General features: G+C 66.3%; 17 protein-coding genes and 1 pseudogene. 12 read left to right on the forward strand and 6 right to left on the reverse strand.

Features of this window, described 5'->3' with window-relative positions; genetic code table 11:
• Together CAP_RS52530 and CAP_RS24395 are read left to right on the forward strand one after the other, a co-directional pair.
• Positions 1–386: pseudogene (locus tag CAP_RS52530) on the forward strand (hypothetical protein); the annotation flags it as partial.
• A gap of 677 nt (positions 387–1,063) precedes the next feature.
• Entirely contained in the window at positions 1,064–1,678 is a 615-nt protein-coding gene (locus CAP_RS24395; protein WP_197041328.1) for a hypothetical protein, read from the forward strand.
• Positions 1,679–1,702: 24 nt separating this feature from the next.
• On the opposite strand, the gene CAP_RS24400 is transcribed toward CAP_RS24395, so the two are convergent.
• From CAP_RS24400 to CAP_RS24410, 3 genes are all read right to left on the reverse strand, one after another.
• Positions 1,703–2,326 carry an AAA family ATPase gene (locus CAP_RS24400; protein ID WP_081865226.1) on the reverse strand — a complete coding sequence of 208 codons (624 nt, stop codon included), beginning with the start codon at positions 2,324–2,326 and terminating at the stop codon, positions 1,703–1,705.
• Between the two features lie 826 nt (positions 2,327–3,152).
• Positions 3,153–3,977: an intradiol ring-cleavage dioxygenase gene (locus tag CAP_RS24405; RefSeq protein ID WP_044245237.1), complete on the reverse strand. Its 825-nt coding sequence runs from the start codon at positions 3,975–3,977 to the stop codon at positions 3,153–3,155.
• A 141-nt stretch (positions 3,978–4,118) separates the two neighbouring features.
• Positions 4,119–4,955 (reverse strand): TetR/AcrR family transcriptional regulator, encoded by an 837-nt coding sequence (locus CAP_RS24410; protein ID WP_197041329.1) that lies wholly within the window; start codon positions 4,953–4,955, stop codon positions 4,119–4,121.
• Here CAP_RS24410 and CAP_RS24415 point away from each other — a divergent pair.
• The 3 genes from CAP_RS24415 to CAP_RS24425 are packed head-to-tail and all read left to right on the forward strand — an operon-like array spanning position 4,944 to position 8,502.
• Positions 4,944–5,888 (forward strand): VOC family protein, encoded by a 945-nt coding sequence (locus CAP_RS24415; protein WP_197041330.1) that lies wholly within the window; start codon positions 4,944–4,946, stop codon positions 5,886–5,888. The two genes, CAP_RS24410 and CAP_RS24415, sit on opposite strands and share 12 nt — an antisense overlap.
• A 30-nt stretch (positions 5,889–5,918) precedes the next feature.
• Entirely contained in the window at positions 5,919–6,872 is a 954-nt protein-coding gene (locus tag CAP_RS24420) for a fumarylacetoacetate hydrolase family protein (protein WP_044245151.1), read from the forward strand.
• Between the two features lies 1 nt (position 6,873).
• Complete coding sequence (locus CAP_RS24425; protein WP_044245152.1) at positions 6,874–8,502, forward strand: bifunctional 3-(3-hydroxy-phenyl)propionate/3-hydroxycinnamic acid hydroxylase; 1,629 nt, start codon at positions 6,874–6,876, stop codon at positions 8,500–8,502.
• A gap of 249 nt (positions 8,503–8,751) precedes the next feature.
• On the opposite strand, the gene CAP_RS24430 is transcribed toward CAP_RS24425, so the two are convergent.
• Positions 8,752–9,357, reverse strand: coding sequence for a hypothetical protein (locus tag CAP_RS24430; RefSeq protein WP_156041106.1), 606 nt, complete (start codon positions 9,355–9,357; stop codon positions 8,752–8,754).
• Positions 9,358–10,484: 1,127 nt separating this feature from the next.
• On the opposite strand from CAP_RS24430, the gene CAP_RS24435 reads away from it, so the two are divergent.
• Positions 10,485–11,039 carry an EF-hand domain-containing protein gene (locus CAP_RS24435; RefSeq protein ID WP_044245157.1) on the forward strand — a complete coding sequence of 185 codons (555 nt, stop codon included), beginning with the start codon at positions 10,485–10,487 and terminating at the stop codon, positions 11,037–11,039.
• 98 nt (positions 11,040–11,137) lie between these two features.
• Here CAP_RS24435 and CAP_RS24440 read toward each other — a convergent pair whose 3' ends face one another.
• Both CAP_RS24440 and CAP_RS24445 read right to left on the reverse strand, forming a co-directional pair.
• Positions 11,138–11,953 carry a methyltransferase domain-containing protein gene (locus CAP_RS24440; RefSeq protein WP_044245158.1) on the reverse strand — a complete coding sequence of 272 codons (816 nt, stop codon included), beginning with the start codon at positions 11,951–11,953 and terminating at the stop codon, positions 11,138–11,140.
• A gap of 310 nt (positions 11,954–12,263) precedes the next feature.
• A complete protein-coding gene (locus tag CAP_RS24445; protein ID WP_044245160.1) occupies positions 12,264–12,665 on the reverse strand; it encodes an antibiotic biosynthesis monooxygenase family protein in 402 nt (133 codons plus the stop codon).
• 139 nt (positions 12,666–12,804) lie between these two features.
• Here CAP_RS24445 and CAP_RS24450 point away from each other — a divergent pair, with 139 nt between their 5' ends.
• From CAP_RS24450 to CAP_RS52535, 6 genes are all read left to right on the forward strand, one after another.
• Complete coding sequence (locus tag CAP_RS24450) at positions 12,805–13,110, forward strand: winged helix-turn-helix transcriptional regulator (protein WP_231511667.1); 306 nt, start codon at positions 12,805–12,807, stop codon at positions 13,108–13,110.
• A 147-nt stretch (positions 13,111–13,257) separates the two neighbouring features.
• Positions 13,258–14,109 carry a phospholipase D-like domain-containing protein gene (locus tag CAP_RS24455; protein WP_081865217.1) on the forward strand — a complete coding sequence of 284 codons (852 nt, stop codon included), beginning with the start codon at positions 13,258–13,260 and terminating at the stop codon, positions 14,107–14,109.
• Between the two features lie 39 nt (positions 14,110–14,148).
• Positions 14,149–14,313, forward strand: a complete 165-nt coding sequence (locus CAP_RS50865; protein WP_156041107.1) for a hypothetical protein — start codon at positions 14,149–14,151, stop codon at positions 14,311–14,313.
• A gap of 269 nt (positions 14,314–14,582) precedes the next feature.
• A complete protein-coding gene (locus tag CAP_RS50870) occupies positions 14,583–15,380 on the forward strand; it encodes a hypothetical protein (protein WP_197041331.1) in 798 nt (265 codons plus the stop codon).
• 416 nt (positions 15,381–15,796) lie between these two features.
• A complete protein-coding gene (locus tag CAP_RS45450; protein ID WP_081865218.1) occupies positions 15,797–16,417 on the forward strand; it encodes an RNA polymerase sigma factor in 621 nt (206 codons plus the stop codon).
• Positions 16,414–17,448: a hypothetical protein gene (locus CAP_RS52535; RefSeq protein ID WP_197041332.1), complete on the forward strand. Its 1,035-nt coding sequence runs from the start codon at positions 16,414–16,416 to the stop codon at positions 17,446–17,448. Before CAP_RS45450 ends, CAP_RS52535 begins: the two co-directional genes overlap by 4 nt.
• Positions 17,449–17,707 lie beyond the last annotated feature (259 nt).

Below are 17,707 nucleotides of genomic sequence, written 5' to 3' on the forward strand. Positions count from 1 at the left end.
TCCAGCACTGCGTCTGGCGCGACGGAGAACATTCAGCATGTCCCGATGACTTTCCGGACCTGCACGCCTTCCAGGGCGCGGTCGACGACGAACTCTCCTGCACCGCCTGCACTTGCGCGCTCCCCGAGGAGAGCGGTTGCAGCATCTTCATCGGCCTCTACCGCGACAGCTTCTGCGTGGTCGGCCAGGGAGGGTCGATAGTGCCATTCGAGGGAACAGGCTGCACGAGCAGCGGCATCCCGGAGCGCTATTCAAGCATCCGAGCCCACATCAATTCTGGTGAGCCCGGCGCATGCATCGCGGGCGGTGGGGCGCTCGTCGGCCAGGCAGCGCCCGCGCTTACCAGCACATTCTGCTGCCAGAGCCTGCAAGCAACTTCGAACTGATCTCCTGGACACACGCGACCTCGATCTCGAGCAGGTCAGTCGACACACGCAAACCCACGACGGCGGAGGCGTGTGCGCGAAGGCCGCATGCTTCTGGCGGTGTCCTGCCAGAAACCTCATGAAGAGTGGCAATCGTGCTGGTGTCGCCGCAATGCTGAAGAGCATGCAGTGACCCACCGAAATCACCTGTGAGCTGAGGCTCGGCATGGTAGGAGCGACCTACGCGCAATACGGGGACAGGCTGCGCGAGGAGCGGCACCATGAGTCATTTGCGGCGTACAGCGGGCGAGAGCCTGCGTCGTGCATTGCTACTTCTCACATTGTTTTGCCTTGCCTTGGCTGTCCTTTTGCCATCCTGCACGACCGGGCGCATTGACTTCTACACCTGCAAGAATCCCTGCTACGAATGTGAGGATCCCTGCGGCCCCTGTGCTGTGGGAGAGTGCGTTCCTCTACCCGCCCTCGGCTGGGAAGGCCCGGTTCTGCTCTGGTTCGGGTCGCCAGACGAGGAGCCGGAATGCCCCGCCCAGGCGCCGGCGACCGTGTACGAAGGATATGCCAATCCAAACTGGGTGAACCCTTGCGGACGCTGTGCCTGCGAACTCCCATCGTGCACGCTCCCCGGTGAACTCGCTGTCAGCGCGACCGACGCGAGCTGCGGGGCGCCGCTGCAGACGGTGAATCTGCCCACAGGCTGGGACGGCTCCTGCAGGTCCATTTCACCGCTCTCCTCGCCCCAGTCCATCCTCGCCGAGGGAACCGGGGTGACGGGTTGCAAACCGATCCTGGCGGAGCCCCCTTCGGACGACGTCGCATGGATGACCAAGGCCAAGGCCTGCGCCACCAGCGAGACGCTGGAGGCCTGCGAGGACATCGGCATGCTCTGCGCCCCACCCGCCGGGGACACCATGCCGGGTGCCCGGCAGTGCATCTATCACCGCGACGCGGACGTCTCCTGCCCCGGAGGCTACGCGCAGCGGCTCGTGTTTCAAGATGGGCTCAGCAACACCATCTCCTGCTCGCCATGCTCCTGCCGGTCGCCTGAGGGGAGCGCATGTCGGGCAGAAGTGCGCACCTACGAGGACCCCGTTTGCACGGAGCTTGTGAACCTCCAGACGGTGACGCTTGGTGTGGAACTCTGTCGGATACCAGCTTCTGCGTCTTCTCAGATCGGCAGTGTGGAGGCGAGCTTCACCGTGAACCTGCCCGGCTCCTGCACGCCGCAGGGAGGACAGATCACCAACGGAGGCGAGCCCCTTCGACCCTCCACCTTCTGTTGCGCGTCCCCGTAACGTCCAGCTCGACACGAGGCTCAGTCACAGATCTTCTCCAGGAACTGCTCGCGGTGAGTGGGTGGCGATGACGAACTGGGAGCGCCCGCGCGCAACGAGGTCATGCATCCTGGCGAGAAGGACGAGCTGTCGGGAAGGCGAGAGCGCCGCCTCCGGCTCGTCGAGCACGTAGAGCCCGTCAGGGCCGAAGCGATGCTGGAGGAGGCCGATGAAGGCCTCTCCATGGGACTGCTCGTGCAGGGATGAGCCCCCGTACGCGCTGCCCACGCCGAGGCGCTCGACCTCCGTGGCGACGTTGAAGAAGCTCTCGGCGCGCAGGAAATACCCTGTCCGTTCCCGCCGCGCGCCCCGGACCAACCTCGTGTGCTGGTGCAGGTTCGACTCGGACCGGTGGGTCGCGAAGTTGACGTTGCGGCTACCCCCCTCCGCATTGAATCCGGCGAGGATGGCGATGGTCTCGATGACCGTCGACTTGCCGGCCCCATTCTCACCGATGAAGAAGGTGACCCTCGGATGGAGCGGCAGCGGCTCCTCCCGGTCGAGGGAGCGAATCGCGGGGATGGAGAAGGGATATCCCGTCCAGTCGATAGCGCGGTCCCGCCGGAGCGTCAGGGCGCGCAGGAAGGCCTCGTGATAGGTGCGTCCCATGGTCCTCCCATGCTCGTCGAGGATCACGATGCGTTTGTCGGTGCGTGAGCCGCTCCCCTCACCCTGGGCCGTATCTCGAAGGCTGGGAGGTGCTCAGGGTTCAGCGAATGTCCCTCATGCTCCTGGCTGTCATCCAGCAGGCTACGCGCGCGCTCTTTCAGGTAGGTGATGGATTCCCCTGCGCGCTGCGGGACCAGGATTGCAGGATCGGCGCCGGTCTGGATGGATGCGGGCCTTCGAGCAGGAAGGCCAGACCTTGCGCCGGGAGCGTGGCTGTCGTGCGATCGAGGGGAGCGCAGGCCCGGTGGGTGATGCCGACCCCAGGCTCGCAAGCGTCGAACGTGCATGGATCGGCATCGTCGAAGGACGGCGGAGACGCCCCGACGCACTGGCCGGAGCCGTTGCAGGTCTCGTCACCGTTGCATGGATCCGCATCGGGGCAGGGCGTACCGAGGGGCGCTGGAGGGCCGGCGCTGCCTTGAGGTAGGCAGACCGTGGCGGGCGATGAGCTGCCTCCCTGGCCTCCGCTGCCGGCAGCGCCTCCCGTCCCGCTGTGACCACCGGCGGCGCTGGCCCCACCACCGTCCTACGTCGGTCTGGAAGAGCATACCACCACACCGCGTGCCCCACGCCCCTGCGCCGCTCCGCCCTGCGTCACGGAGCAACCCCCACGCCGCCGCGCAGAAGCGCCACATCCGCCATGATTCCGAGGATTTCTCTGGCCGTATCGCCTGGCCGTACCGCCTGGCCGTATTGCCTGGCCGTATCGCCTGGGCCGTGTCGCCTGGAGGGTGCCTCCTGCCGAGGCGCGGCGCCCTTCCTCGCGTCACACCGCCACGGTCAACGTGGCCACGTACCCGTCCTCCACCGCGCCGGTCACCTCCGCGAGCTGCAGGTCGACCCCGTCGCTGAAGACGTTGTCCGACGCGAAGCTGATCTGCCCGAGGTTCTGCACGCTCTGTGCGTACCCGTCGGTCTCGTAGACCTCGCCGCACACCTCCGTCGGCAGCGCGAGCTGCGACGTGGCGATGGCATTGTGCCCGCTCGTCGCTGCCTCCAGGCTCTCGTACACCTCGAAGTGAATGTGCGGCATGCGCCCCGCATAGCAGGCCGGGAAGATGGTCGTGAACGTCACCTTCCCCTCCTCGTCCGTCTCCTGCACGCCGCGCAGGTAATTCTGGTCCGTCACGGTGTACATCGAGTAGTTCCCGTCCCGATCGCAGTGCCACAGGTACACCGCGTAACCTGCCAGCGACGCGCAACCGTCGCCGTCGTCCACCACCGTCAGCGTCACTGTCAGCGGAATGCCCTCGGCCGTCCCGCTCAGCCCCCCGATGCTCGACCGGATATCACTCCGCACAATCCCATCCAGCACCAGCGCATTCGCCCCGTTCGTCCCATCCCCCGGATACGGCCCCGCCGTCTCCTCCGGAATGCCCGAGCACTCCCCGTTGCTCGTGCCGCTGCTCGTCGAGCCACCCGCGCCCGAGCCGCCCTCACCCCCGGTCCCGTCCGCCTCGCCCTCACACCCCAGCACCGACAGCAGCGTCGCCCCCGCGAAGAACCCCAGGATCCTCCGCCGGCCAGCCAGCTTCGCCATGGTCTTCAGGTCGCCCGCGAGCCCGTGATGGTGATCGTCCCCGTGTCGCATGGTGCCTCCCTCTCCGAGCCAGATGAACGCCAGAGCAAGCAGAGGCGGCGAGCCAGCCGTGCACATGGACCGTCGCCTCCTGACGACATAGGTAGCGGGCGATCCTTAAGAGAGTCTTAACCACACCGAAGCTTGCTGGACTCACTGCGTTTCAGCCTCGAGCGGAGGGAGCTCCTCCTTGCTCAGCGCGCGCGCTTCGTCCAAGGGCACCCCAAGCGCCCGGAGGAAAAGCTCCGCCGTCGTGGAGCCCGCCTCGCGCCAGGTCTGATGGCCATCGACGACCGAGACGATCGCCCCGAGCACGCTCGCGGACATCATCGCGAGCGCCGCCGCGATCTGCTCGCGTCGCAGCACCAGACGGCGCCCTCGCACACCCTGCTCGAGGTCCCGCGAGGGGCCTGCCGCGAGCAACGCACGCATGGTCGGCGCCGTCGCCCCGAACCGTGCGACGAAACGCCCCCACGGCGGCTCCTCGTGGGCGCGCCGGACGAAGAGGCGGATGCCGGTCGCGATGCGACGTGCAGGGTCGTCGATACCGGCCATCGTCGCATCGATCCGCGTCGTCATCTCTTCGGTGAGCCGCGTCGCGAGCTGCTCGAACAGGGTCCCGACGTCGCTCTTCCGGTTGTAAATGGTCCCACGCGCCACCCCAGCGGCCTCGGCAAGCTCACTCACCGTCACCTGGGTGACACCGCGCTCGGCAAAGAGACGCATCGCGGCGTCCTGGATGCGCTTCTCGGCGCTCGACATGGCCGCGAGGGTGCCGTGCATCCGGGGCATGGTCGAGCCCTCCTTGACGAATTGAACATTAGTGTTCAATATTGGACCATCATGACTATAGCGCTGCGCACGCCCCAACCCGCGCGTCACCCGGAGCCGACGGTGCGGGCATCGGCGCTCGCTCACCTCGTCTTCGAGCGGCCCGACCTCGACCGGGCCGCGGCGTTCCTCCTCGATTTCGGGCTCGTGGTCGCGCATCGGACCGAGCACACGCTGTATCTACGGGGGGCGGCGCCGTCGCACTACGCGTACCGTGTCGAGCGCGGCCCGCGGGCCCGGTTCGTGGGCGCGGGTTACCTCGTGGACGCTCGCTCCGACCTGGAGCGCCTCGCGCAGATCGACGGGGCGGGGCCGGTGACGTCGAGCGAGCATCCAGGGCGCGGAGCGATGGTCCGTCTGCGTGATCCTTCGGGCTTCATCGTCGAGGTGGTCGCCGAGCAGGACGAGCCGGCGCGGTTGTCACAGCGCGCGCCCATGGACCTCGGCAACGTCGGCAACGCGCGGCGGCGGGTCAACGCCACGCAGCGCCTCCCGATCGAGCCCGCTGCGCTCCTGCGCCTCGGGCACCACGTCATCGAGGTCTCCGAGTACCAGGCGACGTGCGCCTGGTACACGCGGCACCTCGGCCTCGTGCCGAGCGACGTGCAGGTCTTCGAGGACGGCTCGCCCGCGGTGACGTTCCTGCGGCTCGATCGAGGCGCGACGCCGACCGATCACCACACGCTCGCGATGGCCCAGGGCGTGATGCCCGCCTTCGGTCACGCTGCGTTCGAGGTCCTCGACGCCGACGCGGTAGGCATGGGCCACCGCGTCCTCCGCGAGAAGGCCTGGGCGCACGCGTGGGGGATCGGCCGGCACCTCCTCGGCAGCCAGATCTTCGACTACTGGGAGGACCCCTGGGGCGCGCGCCACGAGCATTACTGCGACGGTGATCTCTTCACCGCCGACCAGCCGCTGGGTGTGCACGCGGTCAGTCGTGAGGGGATGGCGCAGTGGGGCCCGCCGATGCCGCGCTCGTTCACCAAGCCCCGGCTCTCACCGTCCTCGCTCCTCGCGATCGCGCGAAACGTGTCGCGGAGCGACGACCTCAGTCTCGGCAAGCTCGCGACCCTCGCTCGGCTCTTCGGCTGAGCCTGTCGAACCACAGGAGAGGAAACGCCCATGATCGTCTACATCGTCCGTTACCAGCACGAAGGCGGGACCCACTGGGGCGTCCTGCGCGAGCCCGCCATCACCCCCATCCCCGGCGACTTCGCCAGCACCGGAGACCTGATCCGCGGCACCTCGCTCGCCGCGCTCGACGCCCTCCGCGGCGCGACGGTCGACCTCTCCGCCGTCTCCCTGCTCTCCCCGATCACGCGCAACCAGCAGTTCGTGTGCCAGGGCGCGAACTACCGCCAGCACATGATCGAGTCCGGCGTCGACCCCGACGTGAAGACCTACAACATGATCTTCACGAAGGCATCGAGCTGCATCGTCCCCGCGGACGCGGACGTCGTTCGTCCGCAGCGCGTGCGCTTCCTCGACTACGAGATCGAGCTCGGGCTCGTGCTGCGGCGCGACATCCGCGGAGCCTGCGACGTCACCGACGCGAACCTGCACGAGGTCATCGCCGGCGCCGTGATCGTGAACGACTACTCCGCGCGCGACGTGCAGATCCCCGAGATGCAGTTCTACAAGGGCAAGTCGTTCCGGACCTTCGGCCCCGTGGGCCCGCGTCTCGCGTTGCTCGACGCCGAGAGCGCGGGCCTGCTTCGTCGGCTCGACCTGCGGCTCACGGTGAACGGGGAGGTGCGGCAGAGCGACTCGACCGCGAACCTCGTGTACGGTCCGGCCGAGACGCTCCGCGAGCTCTCGCGTGTGCATGATTTCGAGGCGGGCGATCTGCTCTCCACCGGCACGCCGGCAGGCTGCGCGCTCTCGGTACCGTCTCCGATCAAGCAGCGCCTCGCTGCGCTCCTGCCCGAAAGGAAGAAGTGGGAGATCTTCCTCGCCGCGCAGGCAAAGCGCACCCAGTACCTCCGCCCCGGCGACGTCGTCGAGGCGAGCATCCGCTCGCGCGATGGCCGGCTCGACCTCGGGGTGCAGCGCAACCGCATCGTGGCGGAGCGCTGAGATGTCGGACGCAACGGAGCTGGTGGACCAGACCTGTGACGTGCTGATCGTCGGCTTCGGCCCGGTCGGCGCCGCCATCGCGACGCTCCTCGGTCGCTACGGTGTCCGGACGGTCGTCGTCGAACGCGAGGAGGAGATCTTCATGGCGCCCCGCGCCATCGCGCTCGACAACGAGGCGCTCCGCATCCTGCAGATGGTCGGCCTCCCCGACGACGCCTTCGAGAAGCTGACCATCCCCTGCGTACGGATGCACTGCCCCCACGTCGGCGAATTCGCGACCCTCGACACCTCGGGAGACCTCGACGGTCACCCCAGGCTCGTCACCTTCTACCAGCCCGATCTCGAGCGGGCGCTGCGCGCCGCGGTCGCCAGGAGCCCGGACGTGACCGTCCACACGTCAGTCGAGTTCGTCGACCTCGCGGATGACAGCGGGTCGGTGCGCGCGACGGTACGCGCGGTCGGCTCCGAACGGTGCGCGACCATCCGCGCCCGCTACCTGGTCGGAGCCGATGGCGCGCGCTCGAAGGTGCGCGCCCTGATCGGGCAGAACCCAGAGGGCACGAGCTACGTCGAGGAATGGCTCATCGTGGACGCGATCGGCGTGGCGAAGTCGATCGACCACATCGAGTTCCTCTGCGACCCGCAACGGCCGACGCCGCACATGCCCGCGCCCGGCGGCCGCACGCGCTGGGAGTTCATGCTGAAGCCCGGCGAGTCGAAGGAGTCGATGGAGTCCGACGAGACCGTGCGCGCCCTGATCGCGCCGTGGACCTCCTCGGCCGACGTCACCATCGAGCGCAAGGCCATCTACCGGTTCGCGGCTCGCTCCTGCGATCGCTACCGCGTCGGGCGCGTGTTCCTCGCGGGCGACGCCGCCCACGTCACCCCCCCCTTCGTCGGCCAAGGGCTCGTGGCGGGCCTGCGCGACGCGGTCAACCTCTCCTGGAAGCTCGCCTGGGTGCTGAAGGAGCGCGCCTCCCAGGCCATCCTCGACAGCTACGACGAGGAGCGCCGCCCCCACGCGGCGAAGATGATCGCGCTCGCACGCTGGATGGGCCAGCTCGTGATGCCGCCGACGCGGGCGCGGGCCGTGCTCCTCCACGGCGCGATGAAGCTGCTCCGCCTCATCCCCGGGCTCCGCGCGCTCACCGAGGACCTCCGCATCAAGCCGCAAAACGTCTACCCAGAGGGACTCTTCGTCGAGGGCAAAGGAGCATTCACGCGGGGAGCCTGGTTCCCCCAGGGGCCCGTACGCCGCGCGGAGGGCGCGGAGGGCGCGGAGGGCGCGGTGGAGCGAAGCGACGACGTGCTTGGTCCGGGCTTCGCGCTCGTGGGCCTCGGCGCCGATCCGAGCGCATCTCTCGACGCAGTGACGGCGCGGGCATGGGCCGCGGCGGGCGGATCGATCGTCGCCCTCTCCGCCGGTGCGCACCTGGGCGATCGCGCAATCGCTGCTCAGGCGCTCGACGAGCGGCTGATGCCTGGAAGGTTGCGGCCCGCCTGGTGCGTCGTGGTGCGCCCCGATCGGACGATCCTGCACGACGGCCCCGCAGCCGAGGCAGATCGCCTCGTGCGCGAGGCGCTCCTGGAGATCGGCGCCATGCCGCTCGTGACGCGTGAAGCGGCGTGAGACGCTGACGCTGACGCGCTGACGCTGACGCTGACGCGCTGACGCTGACGCGCTAACGCGGGCGCGCTGAAATGACAGCACCGGCGCACGCCTCGTGGGCGCCGCCGGTGGTCCATCCATCCCTCTCGGGGACGGCTCATTCCGTCGTCAGACGGCTCTCGGCCGCGAATGTCGTATCCCGCGCGGATGCAATGGCCCGCGCGATTGCGAGGACCCGTCGCGGTGGCGGGCCTCAGCGAGCGTCGCCGGTCATCCTGCTGCGGAGAGGGGAGCTTCCTCCTCGGCGACGGCTGCCCTGGTCATGCCGTTCGGCCCTGACGTCTTCGCAGCAGCCATCTTCGACGTCCCCGGCTTGTCCTGCGCAGGCGCCGGCGCTCCGGAGCCGCTCTCCGCCTCCCGCTTCGCGCGGAGCTTGGTCAGGTTCGCCTTCTTCGACGGCGCGAGCTGATAGTCGATCACCTGATTCAGCGCATTGAGGATCTCCCCGCGGTCCGGCGACACCTTCGCGCGCCGCCGCGCCTGCGCGGTGATCTCCCCGATGTGCGCCGCGATCTCGTGACCGAGGACGTGGACCGTCTGCTGCAGATTCTCGGTCAACTGCCGCGACGCGACGAGGAACATCATCACCTCACGGTACTCGGTGATCTGCGTCCTGAGGTGGGCGACGTCGCCCTCGTTGAGCCCAGCCTGAGCGATCTGGGCCGCCGTGAGGACCATGATGTTGTTCATGGCCCTGTCATGATGAGCGCGAAGCTTGATCATCTTCTGCAAGTCGGCGTCGTCCACGTACTTCATGTCCACGCCGCTCGCATCGATGTGCTTCTCACCCGGATCGGGTTGAGTAGGTCCTGCCACGTTCATTCCTCCTATCAAAAGGGGATTGGTTGCCCTCGGACGACCATGTCCGGGTCATCCAACCGCCGCGCAATCTGCTCTGCCATTGACGTTCTGTAAATAGGGGAGAATGCAGAAAGCAAAAATAATCTAGGCACGGCGCATGCGTTGGTTTCGTGAGCCGGTAGCCGCGCACGCGGAGAGCGCGCGCTGCAGGGGAGATGAGAAGGAAGAGAAGCCAGCCATGTGATTGGATGTGTGCTGTCGAAAATTAGACGCTTTGGGGGCTCAAAACCTGGAACGGCGATTGCGCTGTCCTGGATCTACGCGCTGCCGAGACATGACCACGTCGAAACCCTGCTCAGGTGAGGAGTGTCTAAAATTAGACGCTTGTGGGCGAGATTGCTGGAACGGCGATTGCGTCGGGGTGGAATCGCCTTTGGGTGGAATGGAGAGAGGCGGCGATGAGGGGAAAGGGTGTCGCGGGATAGGGGCGAGGGTGTCTTGAGATAGGGGCGGGGGTGTTGCGGGATAGGGGCGGGGGTGTTGCGGGATAGGGGCGGGGTGTCTTGAAATAGGGGCGGGGGTGTTGCGGGATAGGGGCGGGGTGGTGTCGATGAGGGCGAGGGGGCGTCGGTGGTCGAGCGACGGGCCCTCGCCGCCGGGAAGATGAGGAGGGGAGCAAGGTTGCAGGGCTGCTGAGGGCGCCATGTGGATGCAGAAGCCTCACAGGTCGCCCCATGTAGGAGAGATGGGACCTCACCCCACCGACCTGCTGGAACAATACCCATCAGGCACGATGGCGTATGGAGGCCCCACGTGGAGTCCGGACACCCAGACGCCCGCCCTGCTCTTCGAGCGCCTCACGGCCAGGGGCGCCGACGGCCATCTCCTGGACCCATGAGCCTGGCGATTGGCAGGCTTCAACCTGTCAGCGAAAGCTCCGGGATCCTGCACGTCGGCAAGAAGCTCGCGGACAGGAGCGCCGCAGCCGCGCGCTGAGCGACGACGTGCAGCCACGGGGGGGGCCAGCGCGACGAGAGGCCCATCCCAGGCTCTACATTCTCGACATGACCGACCGTCGCATGATTCCTCCATGCAATTGACACTTCGCGCGTCGACGTGTTACTGCCCACAATGTGAAACCCATGAACGATTTCCTCGAACGCAAACTCGCCCGGCGCTTTCGCGCTCACGACCACGATGGCAATGGCTTCCTGCAGCGGCGTGACTTCGAGCTGTCAGCCATCCGCATGTGCGAGGAGTTCGGCCACGGGCCCGAATCCCCCGCCCGGCAAAGGCTCGTCGCGATCAGCCTGGGCCTGTGGGAGCACCTGAAGAAGGTCGCCGACAGCGACGCGGACGATCGCATCTCCCTCGCCGAGTACAAGGCGGCGTTCGCGGCAGGCATGCTCGAAACCCCCGAATCGTTCAGCGCGTCGTATGTGCCCTATATCAACGCGGTCATCGACATCGCCGACGTGGATGGCGACGGGAAGCTCACCGTCTCCGACGAGACCCGCTGGATGGGGACGTTGATGAACGTGCCCGAGCAAGACGCGCGCGATGGGTTCCACCGCATCGACAAGGACGGCGACGGCCTCATCACCGCCAGCGACCTGGTCGAGACCATCCGCGGGTACTACTTCGACGAGACGCCCGAATCCCCCGGCCACTGGTTGCTCGGCCGGCTCGACAAGTAGCCCCACCGATCCCCCAGCCGCTCCGCTCCCCGCCGTGAACGCGCGCGCCTGCCGGCGTCTCCCGGTCGCGAACCACGTCTACCCATGCTCGCGTCCTGCTACGCCGGTTTGCGGCCCCAGACCTGAAAGAAGAGGTGCGAGACCACCAGGGTATCGGGGTCGTCGAGGTGGCGCCTCAGGTCCTGCGTGAGCTCGTTCAGCTCTTCTTCCTTGGCAAGGCCCTCCGCGACGAGCGCGCCGCGGATATTCTCGATGAAATCGAGGAAGATGCTCCGGCGGTGGTGGCCATGCGGGTAGACATGGATCACCGGATTCACGTGCAGGTCCACGAGCCCGGCATCCCGCAGCATCCGCTGGGTCCTCCTCCCGACGAACATGTCGATGCGCTTCGCGCGGTTGTACGCCTGGAAGATCGCGAAGAGACGATCCCAGGCCGGTGAAGGCGGGTCGCACCCGTGCGAGAGGTAGTCCGCCTCATGGCTGGCAAGGACCCCCCCTGGCCGCAGCAACGAGACCAGCTCCGCGACGATCTGTTCGGGCCTGGGGACATTCACGAGCACCAGCCGACAGAACACCACGTCGAACGACGCTCTGGGCAGATGGGTGGCCCTGGCATCCCCATGCTCGACCGCGACATTGGTGAGCCGTCGCTCTGCCACATGCGCCCGCGCCGAAGCGACGAAGCTCTCGTTGCTGTCCAGCCCGACCACGCTCCCTGACGTCCCCACGCGCTCGGAGAGCAGCTCAAGCACCCCCTGCGGCCCGCAACCAACTTCGAGCGCCCGCGCACCCGGCTGGATCTGGCACTGGTCGAGCAACCACCGGGCCTCCCCCGCCAGCTCGTCGACCTGCTTGCGGAGGCGCTCCTCCTCCCGCGCACTGCGCCCCAGCAGATAGATGTCAGGTTCCGTCATGATCGGTGCTCTCTCCTCTGGGTTGGAGTGTGGCAGTGTTGCGGCTCGGTACCACGTTGTCGACAATCGCGAGGCCAAAGTCGAGACCAAAGCCGAAGGACCTCCGGGTGACGCTCCGAGCCAACGGCTTGCAGCACTGCGTCAGCCACTCCATGGCGGCGTTCGCCCCCGGCGCCCGCGTCAGCCATGCGCCTGGAGGCCCCTACCTCCACCCCGGACATCGAGAAGCCCGCCCAGCGCTTCGAGCACCCCACGGCCAGGGGCGCCCAAGGCCAGCTCCTGGATTCATGAGCCTGTCAATGGGCAGGTTTCAGCCTGTCAGCGAAAGCTCCGGGACCAGGTCGAACAGCGCCAGCCACCCGGGATCGGCGGACATCTTGCGCCTCCACAGGGCCATGATCTTCTCGCCGAGGTCTGGATCGTCGTCGCTGGTGAAGCCGGAGCGGGAGAGCTTGGCGACGAGCGGGATGAACTGAAAGTCGCCTGCCCGATGGACGGGCGCATCGAAATAGCGTTCGAGTGCCTCCAGGCCCGGGATGGCCACGAGGTAGGCGTGCGTGAAGCCGGCCGCAGGATCGCCGAGATCCCGACCGATCACGGAAAACGCCACGGCGTCGAGCGACGCGGTGCGCGAGATGGCGGCCAGCGCATCGGCGCGCTCCGCCTCACTGACCTCATCCCGGAACCGGAACCGCAGCAGGTTGATGATCATGCGGATCCCCTACCACCGGCACGTTACCGAGCACCACCTGGTTACTGATGGTAACCTTCGATTGCACTTACCGTTTGGTAACCTGATGCCGCTCCCCCGACGAAAGAACAAAGTCCCGCCCCTCACCCCGATCTGCCCGATGGCCGAGTGTATGAAGCTGCTCGGCGGTGCCTGGACGCCCAACATCGTGTGGCGCCTGAGCGGTGACCCACGTCGGTTCAGCGAGCTGCGCGACGACATCCCGCGCATCTCCGCCAAGGTCCTCAGCGCCCGGCTACGCGCCCTCGAAGAGACAGGCGTGGTGACGCGAAGCGTGATCTCGACGTCGCCCCCCTCCGTCGAGTACGCGCTCACCGAGCTTGGCCGCGAGCTGGTGCCCGTGATCCAGGCCATCTTGAACGTCGGCACCAAGCTCGCCCACAGGAGAGCCGCAGCCACGCGCTGAGCGACGACGCGCGGCAGGGGGGAGAGTGCCAGCGCCAGCGCGAGGAGAGGCCGAGAGCGGCACCGCAGGTTGCGGTGATGGTTGCGTTGAAGGTCCGGATGAGGCGTGAGACAAGCTACCAGCTCTGGCAGCAGGGGTTCCGAGCTGATGTCAGCACTCGCAGTCGAGGTCTTTGGTCACGGTGAGGGGATGGGGGCCCGCCTCCAGGCCGACCTCGCGGACGCCCACAAGCTCTCCATGGCCGTGGCCTTCGCCAAGGAGAGCGCCCTCCAGGTGGTGGACCTGGAAGACTGGGCCCGCCAAGGGGGCAAGCTGCGGTTTCTCGCCGGCGTCAACTTCACCCTCACGGACCTCTCCCTGCTACGACGCCTGGAGGAGCTGCCCGGCGCTGAATGCAAGGTGTTCGTCTCGCCAGACACGAGGACGTTCCATCCCAAGCTCTACATTCTCGACAAAGCCGACCGGTGCGTCGTCTACGTGAGCTCGTCGAACTTCACCCGCGGCGGCCTGACCACCAACATCGAGGTCAGCGTGCGTCTGGAGGGGCCCTCCTCAAACTCGGAGATCAAGAAAGCCGCACATCTCTTCGAGCGGCTGTTCAAGAATGCATCCACTGACTCCCTGACGCCCGAGTTCGAAGCGCACTACCGCGAGACGCAGGCCACCCGCCGCGAGGCCCTGGCGCAGGCGACCCGGAAGAGCCCCCTCAAGCCGTTGCACACCGCCGAGAACCTTGCGCTCCGCGCCCCCCGCGACGGCGAGGCAAAGCGTCCGCTGATCCTGGTGACCGACCCGCACAACTACCAGATCTGTCTGAAGAACATGGTCTGGGGACGGCAACACGAGCGCCAGGTCGACGCCTACCACATCGGCGATGTGTTCTTCTTCCATGTGACCGAGGGCCACGGTCTCGCCGCCATGGGCATGTTCGTCGACGAGCCATACCGCGACGACGCCCTCCTCTGGCCAGCCGCCGAGAACGGCGGGGTGTTCCCTTGACGAACCAGGTTCGAACTGCTCGGAACGCTGAACAAGGGCGTGAATACGCGGGCCGTGCTGGAGCCGCTACGGCCCGGGGCGAAGAAGAACTGGTTCAAAGGGTTCATCCAGAGCAGCCACACGCTGAAGCAAGACGACTTCGAGGCGCTGAAGAAGGCGTTCGAGGAGGCGCTGAGGGTGGAGCAGGCGCTGCTTGGCCAGTGATCCGTCTCCTCGGTTCCTCAGGCTCGCAAGGGCACTGCCGTCCATGAGCGACGCTGGGGCCCTGACGTAACAAAGATTCTGGGGCAGCGACGCAACGAGCAGGAATCGTTGACCATTTCATCAGGGTGACGACCCCCCTGTTACGTTCCATGGCAGCGAGCGCTTCAAGTGGCGCTATCGCAAGGGAACCCATATCCGCTGAGTTGAAAGCTCGCGAGAGCGTCGTTCTCTGCCTGGCTCGTCAGACCATCCACACGGGAGTGCTCATCATGATCCGAACGCTTGCGCAGAGTACCGGGTTGGTTTTCATCACGGTCCTCCTTCTTGGCACGTCAGCCTGCATGATGGAGATGGCTCCCGATGACCCGGACGCCGATGGTGACCCGACGGAGGATGAAGAGGCAATCGCTGAAGACCAGCAGGGTATCCACCCCTGCCCCGGAGAAGAAGATCACACCTATGAGGTCGCTGCTGGTGACGTAGCACAGCAGCTATGTGCTCCACTTCCGTCTACGCCGCCGCCGCCGCCGCCGCCGCCTCCTCCTCCTCCTACGGATACCACGGCATCGCATCTCAACGCGGCAGCCAGAGCGTACTTGACCGAGGCAGGCGTGCCTAATGCATCGACGGTAGGCGCCACGATGTGGGTCACTGCATGCCAGGTCAGCGCACATCAGGGCGCTGGCACGTTCAACAGCGGTGTCACGAAATCATGCTTCTGGAACAATCCCAATCCAGGTTGGATCATCATCGGGACAGCGTATGAAGTGATCGAGAACAAGAACGGCCGCGGCAGCGCTTCGGTCAGCTCGATGAACGGTCCCGTCACCGTCTACGAGTCCCAGTTTGGTTCAAAGTTCAATGGTGCCTTGTCCCTCGCGATCAGCGACGGCGACACCACCGCAACAGCGAAGCTCGAACTGGAGTACCAGCGGCTCAGCGGATACTCCTTCCATTTCAACGGCTCAGGCAACCAGATCTACGCAACGGTCACAGCAAACGGCGGCCTGTTCAAGGCCTCTCGGATGGAGATTTACGCGAAAGCGAAGGTGTTGCGTATCTACTGAATGCATAGAAATCCTTGTGGCACTCCCTGCCGGAGCGCGACATGGACCAGTAGACATGCATTGTGTCGAGCGTGACCGCCGGGGTTGCTCTGGTCGCCTGACCCTATACGCGATGCCGTGCGTTTCGGTTCTCTGGGAGCCGCGCCGTCAGGTGCTGCGACACTCCGGAAAGAAACCAGGCCCTCGGATATCCCGCAGGGCGGAGCCAGAGAGGGCGAGGCGTGGGTGTGGGTGAGCCAGCGGGAGGGCGGGCGACGGGCGGGGCTACCGGGTACGTGCGAGCCCTGCGCCGTCTGTCTGAGCACGGCGGTCCTCACCCTGGTGTGGACATAAATCCTCAGGAATTAGGATGGCTTCAGGAGGCGTGTTCAGATTTCTTGTTACCTCGGGGCGGTAGCGTCGCTCCTGGAGAGCGGATGGAAGCTTCGCAGCGGACGTTAGCCCAGGAGGACCGCAGAGAAGGCACGTCAAGCGTGGCTCCCCACGCCATCGATGCAGAGGCGCTGGGCGCATTGATGCGAGGGGAGCGAAGAAGCGCGCTGCGCACGCTCATGGAGGGCTACGGCGTCTCGCTGTATCGTTACTGCTACAGCATCCTGGGCAGTCGGACCATGACGGACGACGTGCATCAGTCGGTGCTGTTGCAGGTTTATGAGGGTCTCGGGTCCTTCTCCGGTGACTCGTTTCGGCCCTGGCTTTACGCCATCGCGCACAACCGCTGCATGGATGCGCTCAAGGTGGCTCGTCGTTACGAGAAACGGTTCTCGATGCCGGGCCAGCTCCCCGACAAGGCCGACGAGAGTCCTTCCACCGAGGAACGCATCCACGCCGCGTTCGCCTCCACGAGCCTCACGGAGTGCCTCGGCGAGCTGAAGTACCACGTCCGCGTGGCCGTGGTACTCCGCTTTCAGGAAGGTTTCTCGTACGAGGAGATGGGCCGGATCTGCAGGGAGCGCCCGGAGACGCTGAAGATGCGGGTCGCCCGTTCCATGCCTGTGCTGAGGAAGTGCCTCGAAGGCAAAGGGGTGCTGCGATGAGCAGCGAAGAGGAGCGCTGCGACCGCTTCGACAGGGAAGGCATCCTGCTGCTGGAGGCCGACCAGCCTCTCCTCGAACACTGCAGGTCCTGCGTGTCCTGCAGAGCGGCTCACGAGAAGCACCTGCAGATCGTGAATCGTCTCGCTACGTGTGCAGAGCAGATTTATCCCCCCGCTGACTGGATGGCCCGGATCGAGGGCGAAATCGACAAGCAGGAGTCCGTCGACGTCGATGTGTCGCAATGGTCCGGGGATGCGGAGAGGTACTCACGCGTCACCCAGGGTCCGATGAAACGAGGCGTCGTCACGCCAAAGGTAGCTCGTTCGAGCGCGCGGCACATGCTGCAGATCCTGGCTGCATCGAGCTTCCCGGTCCTCTGCTTGGGACTGCTCTATGCTGCTGTGAAGATGAATGAGCAGGGGCCCGGGTCGATCCGGGAACCTGCAGCGGCTGTATCGACCCAGGAGGCTCCAAGCGCTCCGTCAGCGTTCAGGAATCCCGGGCTTGTGCCGGCTCCAAGCCCTCAGGGAGAGGAACCCTCGCCAGCGTCGCCAGCAGCACCTGAGGCTGTAGTTTCGCCGAGAAACCGGGCAGCGGATTCACGCAGGAATGCCAAGCAGGCGAAATCACCTTCTGTGAAGGCACCTCCTTCCACTGCGAAGGACAAGAAGGGCACGGCGGCCGAGAAGAGTACCAGCATCTTCGATGCTGGCCTTGATCTACTTCCGCACTCATCTGGCTCATCTGAGGCCGAGGGTTCTTCTCCCTTTAATCGCGAAGCCGCCCAAATCGCCCTCCAATCGTCGGCTGCCCAGGCTGCGCAGTGCCGTAAAGGGAGTCGTCGTTCAGGTTCCGGGGTGGCTCACGTTGCTTTCCACACGAGTGGAAGGGTTCATTCGATCGAGCTTCAGATGCCGAACGCGAGGCACGACGCAAAGCGGAAAGCGTGCATCGAGTCCGCTTTCATTCGAACGCTGATCGTGCCTTTCTCAGGGAGCAGTCCGACCATGGCTCAACCATTTACGTATTGATCTCGGAGCGCAGCAAGACGTGCCGCACTCGAACCATCGTCGCCGGGGCCGCTGGGGGCTCCCGGACATCCCGCAGGGCGGAGCCAGGGAGGGCGCGTCGTGCGTGTGGGTGGCCGGGGGAAGGGCGGGCCACGGCGACCAGGGGGCGAGGGGAGGGAGGGTGGGCGGCACGCGCGGAGAGGGGCAGGGAGAGGGGAGGGCTCGGCGGGGAGGTCGGCGGGACTGCGGTCTGACAGGAGAGGGCAGCGACCTGCTCGAA

It is taken from the genome of Chondromyces apiculatus DSM 436, assembly GCF_000601485.1.
Lineage (GTDB): Bacteria > Myxococcota_A > Polyangia > Polyangiales > Polyangiaceae > Chondromyces > Chondromyces apiculatus.

Coding starts and splice junctions, on each gene's coding strand:
- CAP_RS24405 (WP_044245237.1), bottom strand. CDS start 3,977: ATGCGACACGGGGACGATCACCATCACGGGCTCGCGGGCGACCTGAAG.
- CAP_RS24425 (WP_044245152.1), top strand. CDS start 6,874: ATGTCGGACGCAACGGAGCTGGTGGACCAGACCTGTGACGTGCTGATC.
- CAP_RS24400 (WP_081865226.1), bottom strand. CDS start 2,326: ATGGGACGCACCTATCACGAGGCCTTCCTGCGCGCCCTGACGCTCCGG.
- CAP_RS24435 (WP_044245157.1), top strand. CDS start 10,485: ATGAACGATTTCCTCGAACGCAAACTCGCCCGGCGCTTTCGCGCTCAC.
- CAP_RS24455 (WP_081865217.1), top strand. CDS start 13,258: ATGTCAGCACTCGCAGTCGAGGTCTTTGGTCACGGTGAGGGGATGGGG.
- CAP_RS24440 (WP_044245158.1), bottom strand. CDS start 11,953: ATGACGGAACCTGACATCTATCTGCTGGGGCGCAGTGCGCGGGAGGAG.
- CAP_RS24410 (WP_197041329.1), bottom strand. CDS start 4,955: ATGCGCGACCACGAGCCCGAAATCGAGGAGGAACGCCGCGGCCCGGTC.
- CAP_RS24445 (WP_044245160.1), bottom strand. CDS start 12,665: ATGATCATCAACCTGCTGCGGTTCCGGTTCCGGGATGAGGTCAGTGAG.
- CAP_RS24450 (WP_231511667.1), top strand. CDS start 12,805: ATGGCCGAGTGTATGAAGCTGCTCGGCGGTGCCTGGACGCCCAACATC.
- CAP_RS24420 (WP_044245151.1), top strand. CDS start 5,919: ATGATCGTCTACATCGTCCGTTACCAGCACGAAGGCGGGACCCACTGG.
- CAP_RS52535 (WP_197041332.1), top strand. CDS start 16,414: ATGAGCAGCGAAGAGGAGCGCTGCGACCGCTTCGACAGGGAAGGCATC.
- CAP_RS50870 (WP_197041331.1), top strand. CDS start 14,583: ATGATCCGAACGCTTGCGCAGAGTACCGGGTTGGTTTTCATCACGGTC.
- CAP_RS45450 (WP_081865218.1), top strand. CDS start 15,797: ATGGAAGCTTCGCAGCGGACGTTAGCCCAGGAGGACCGCAGAGAAGGC.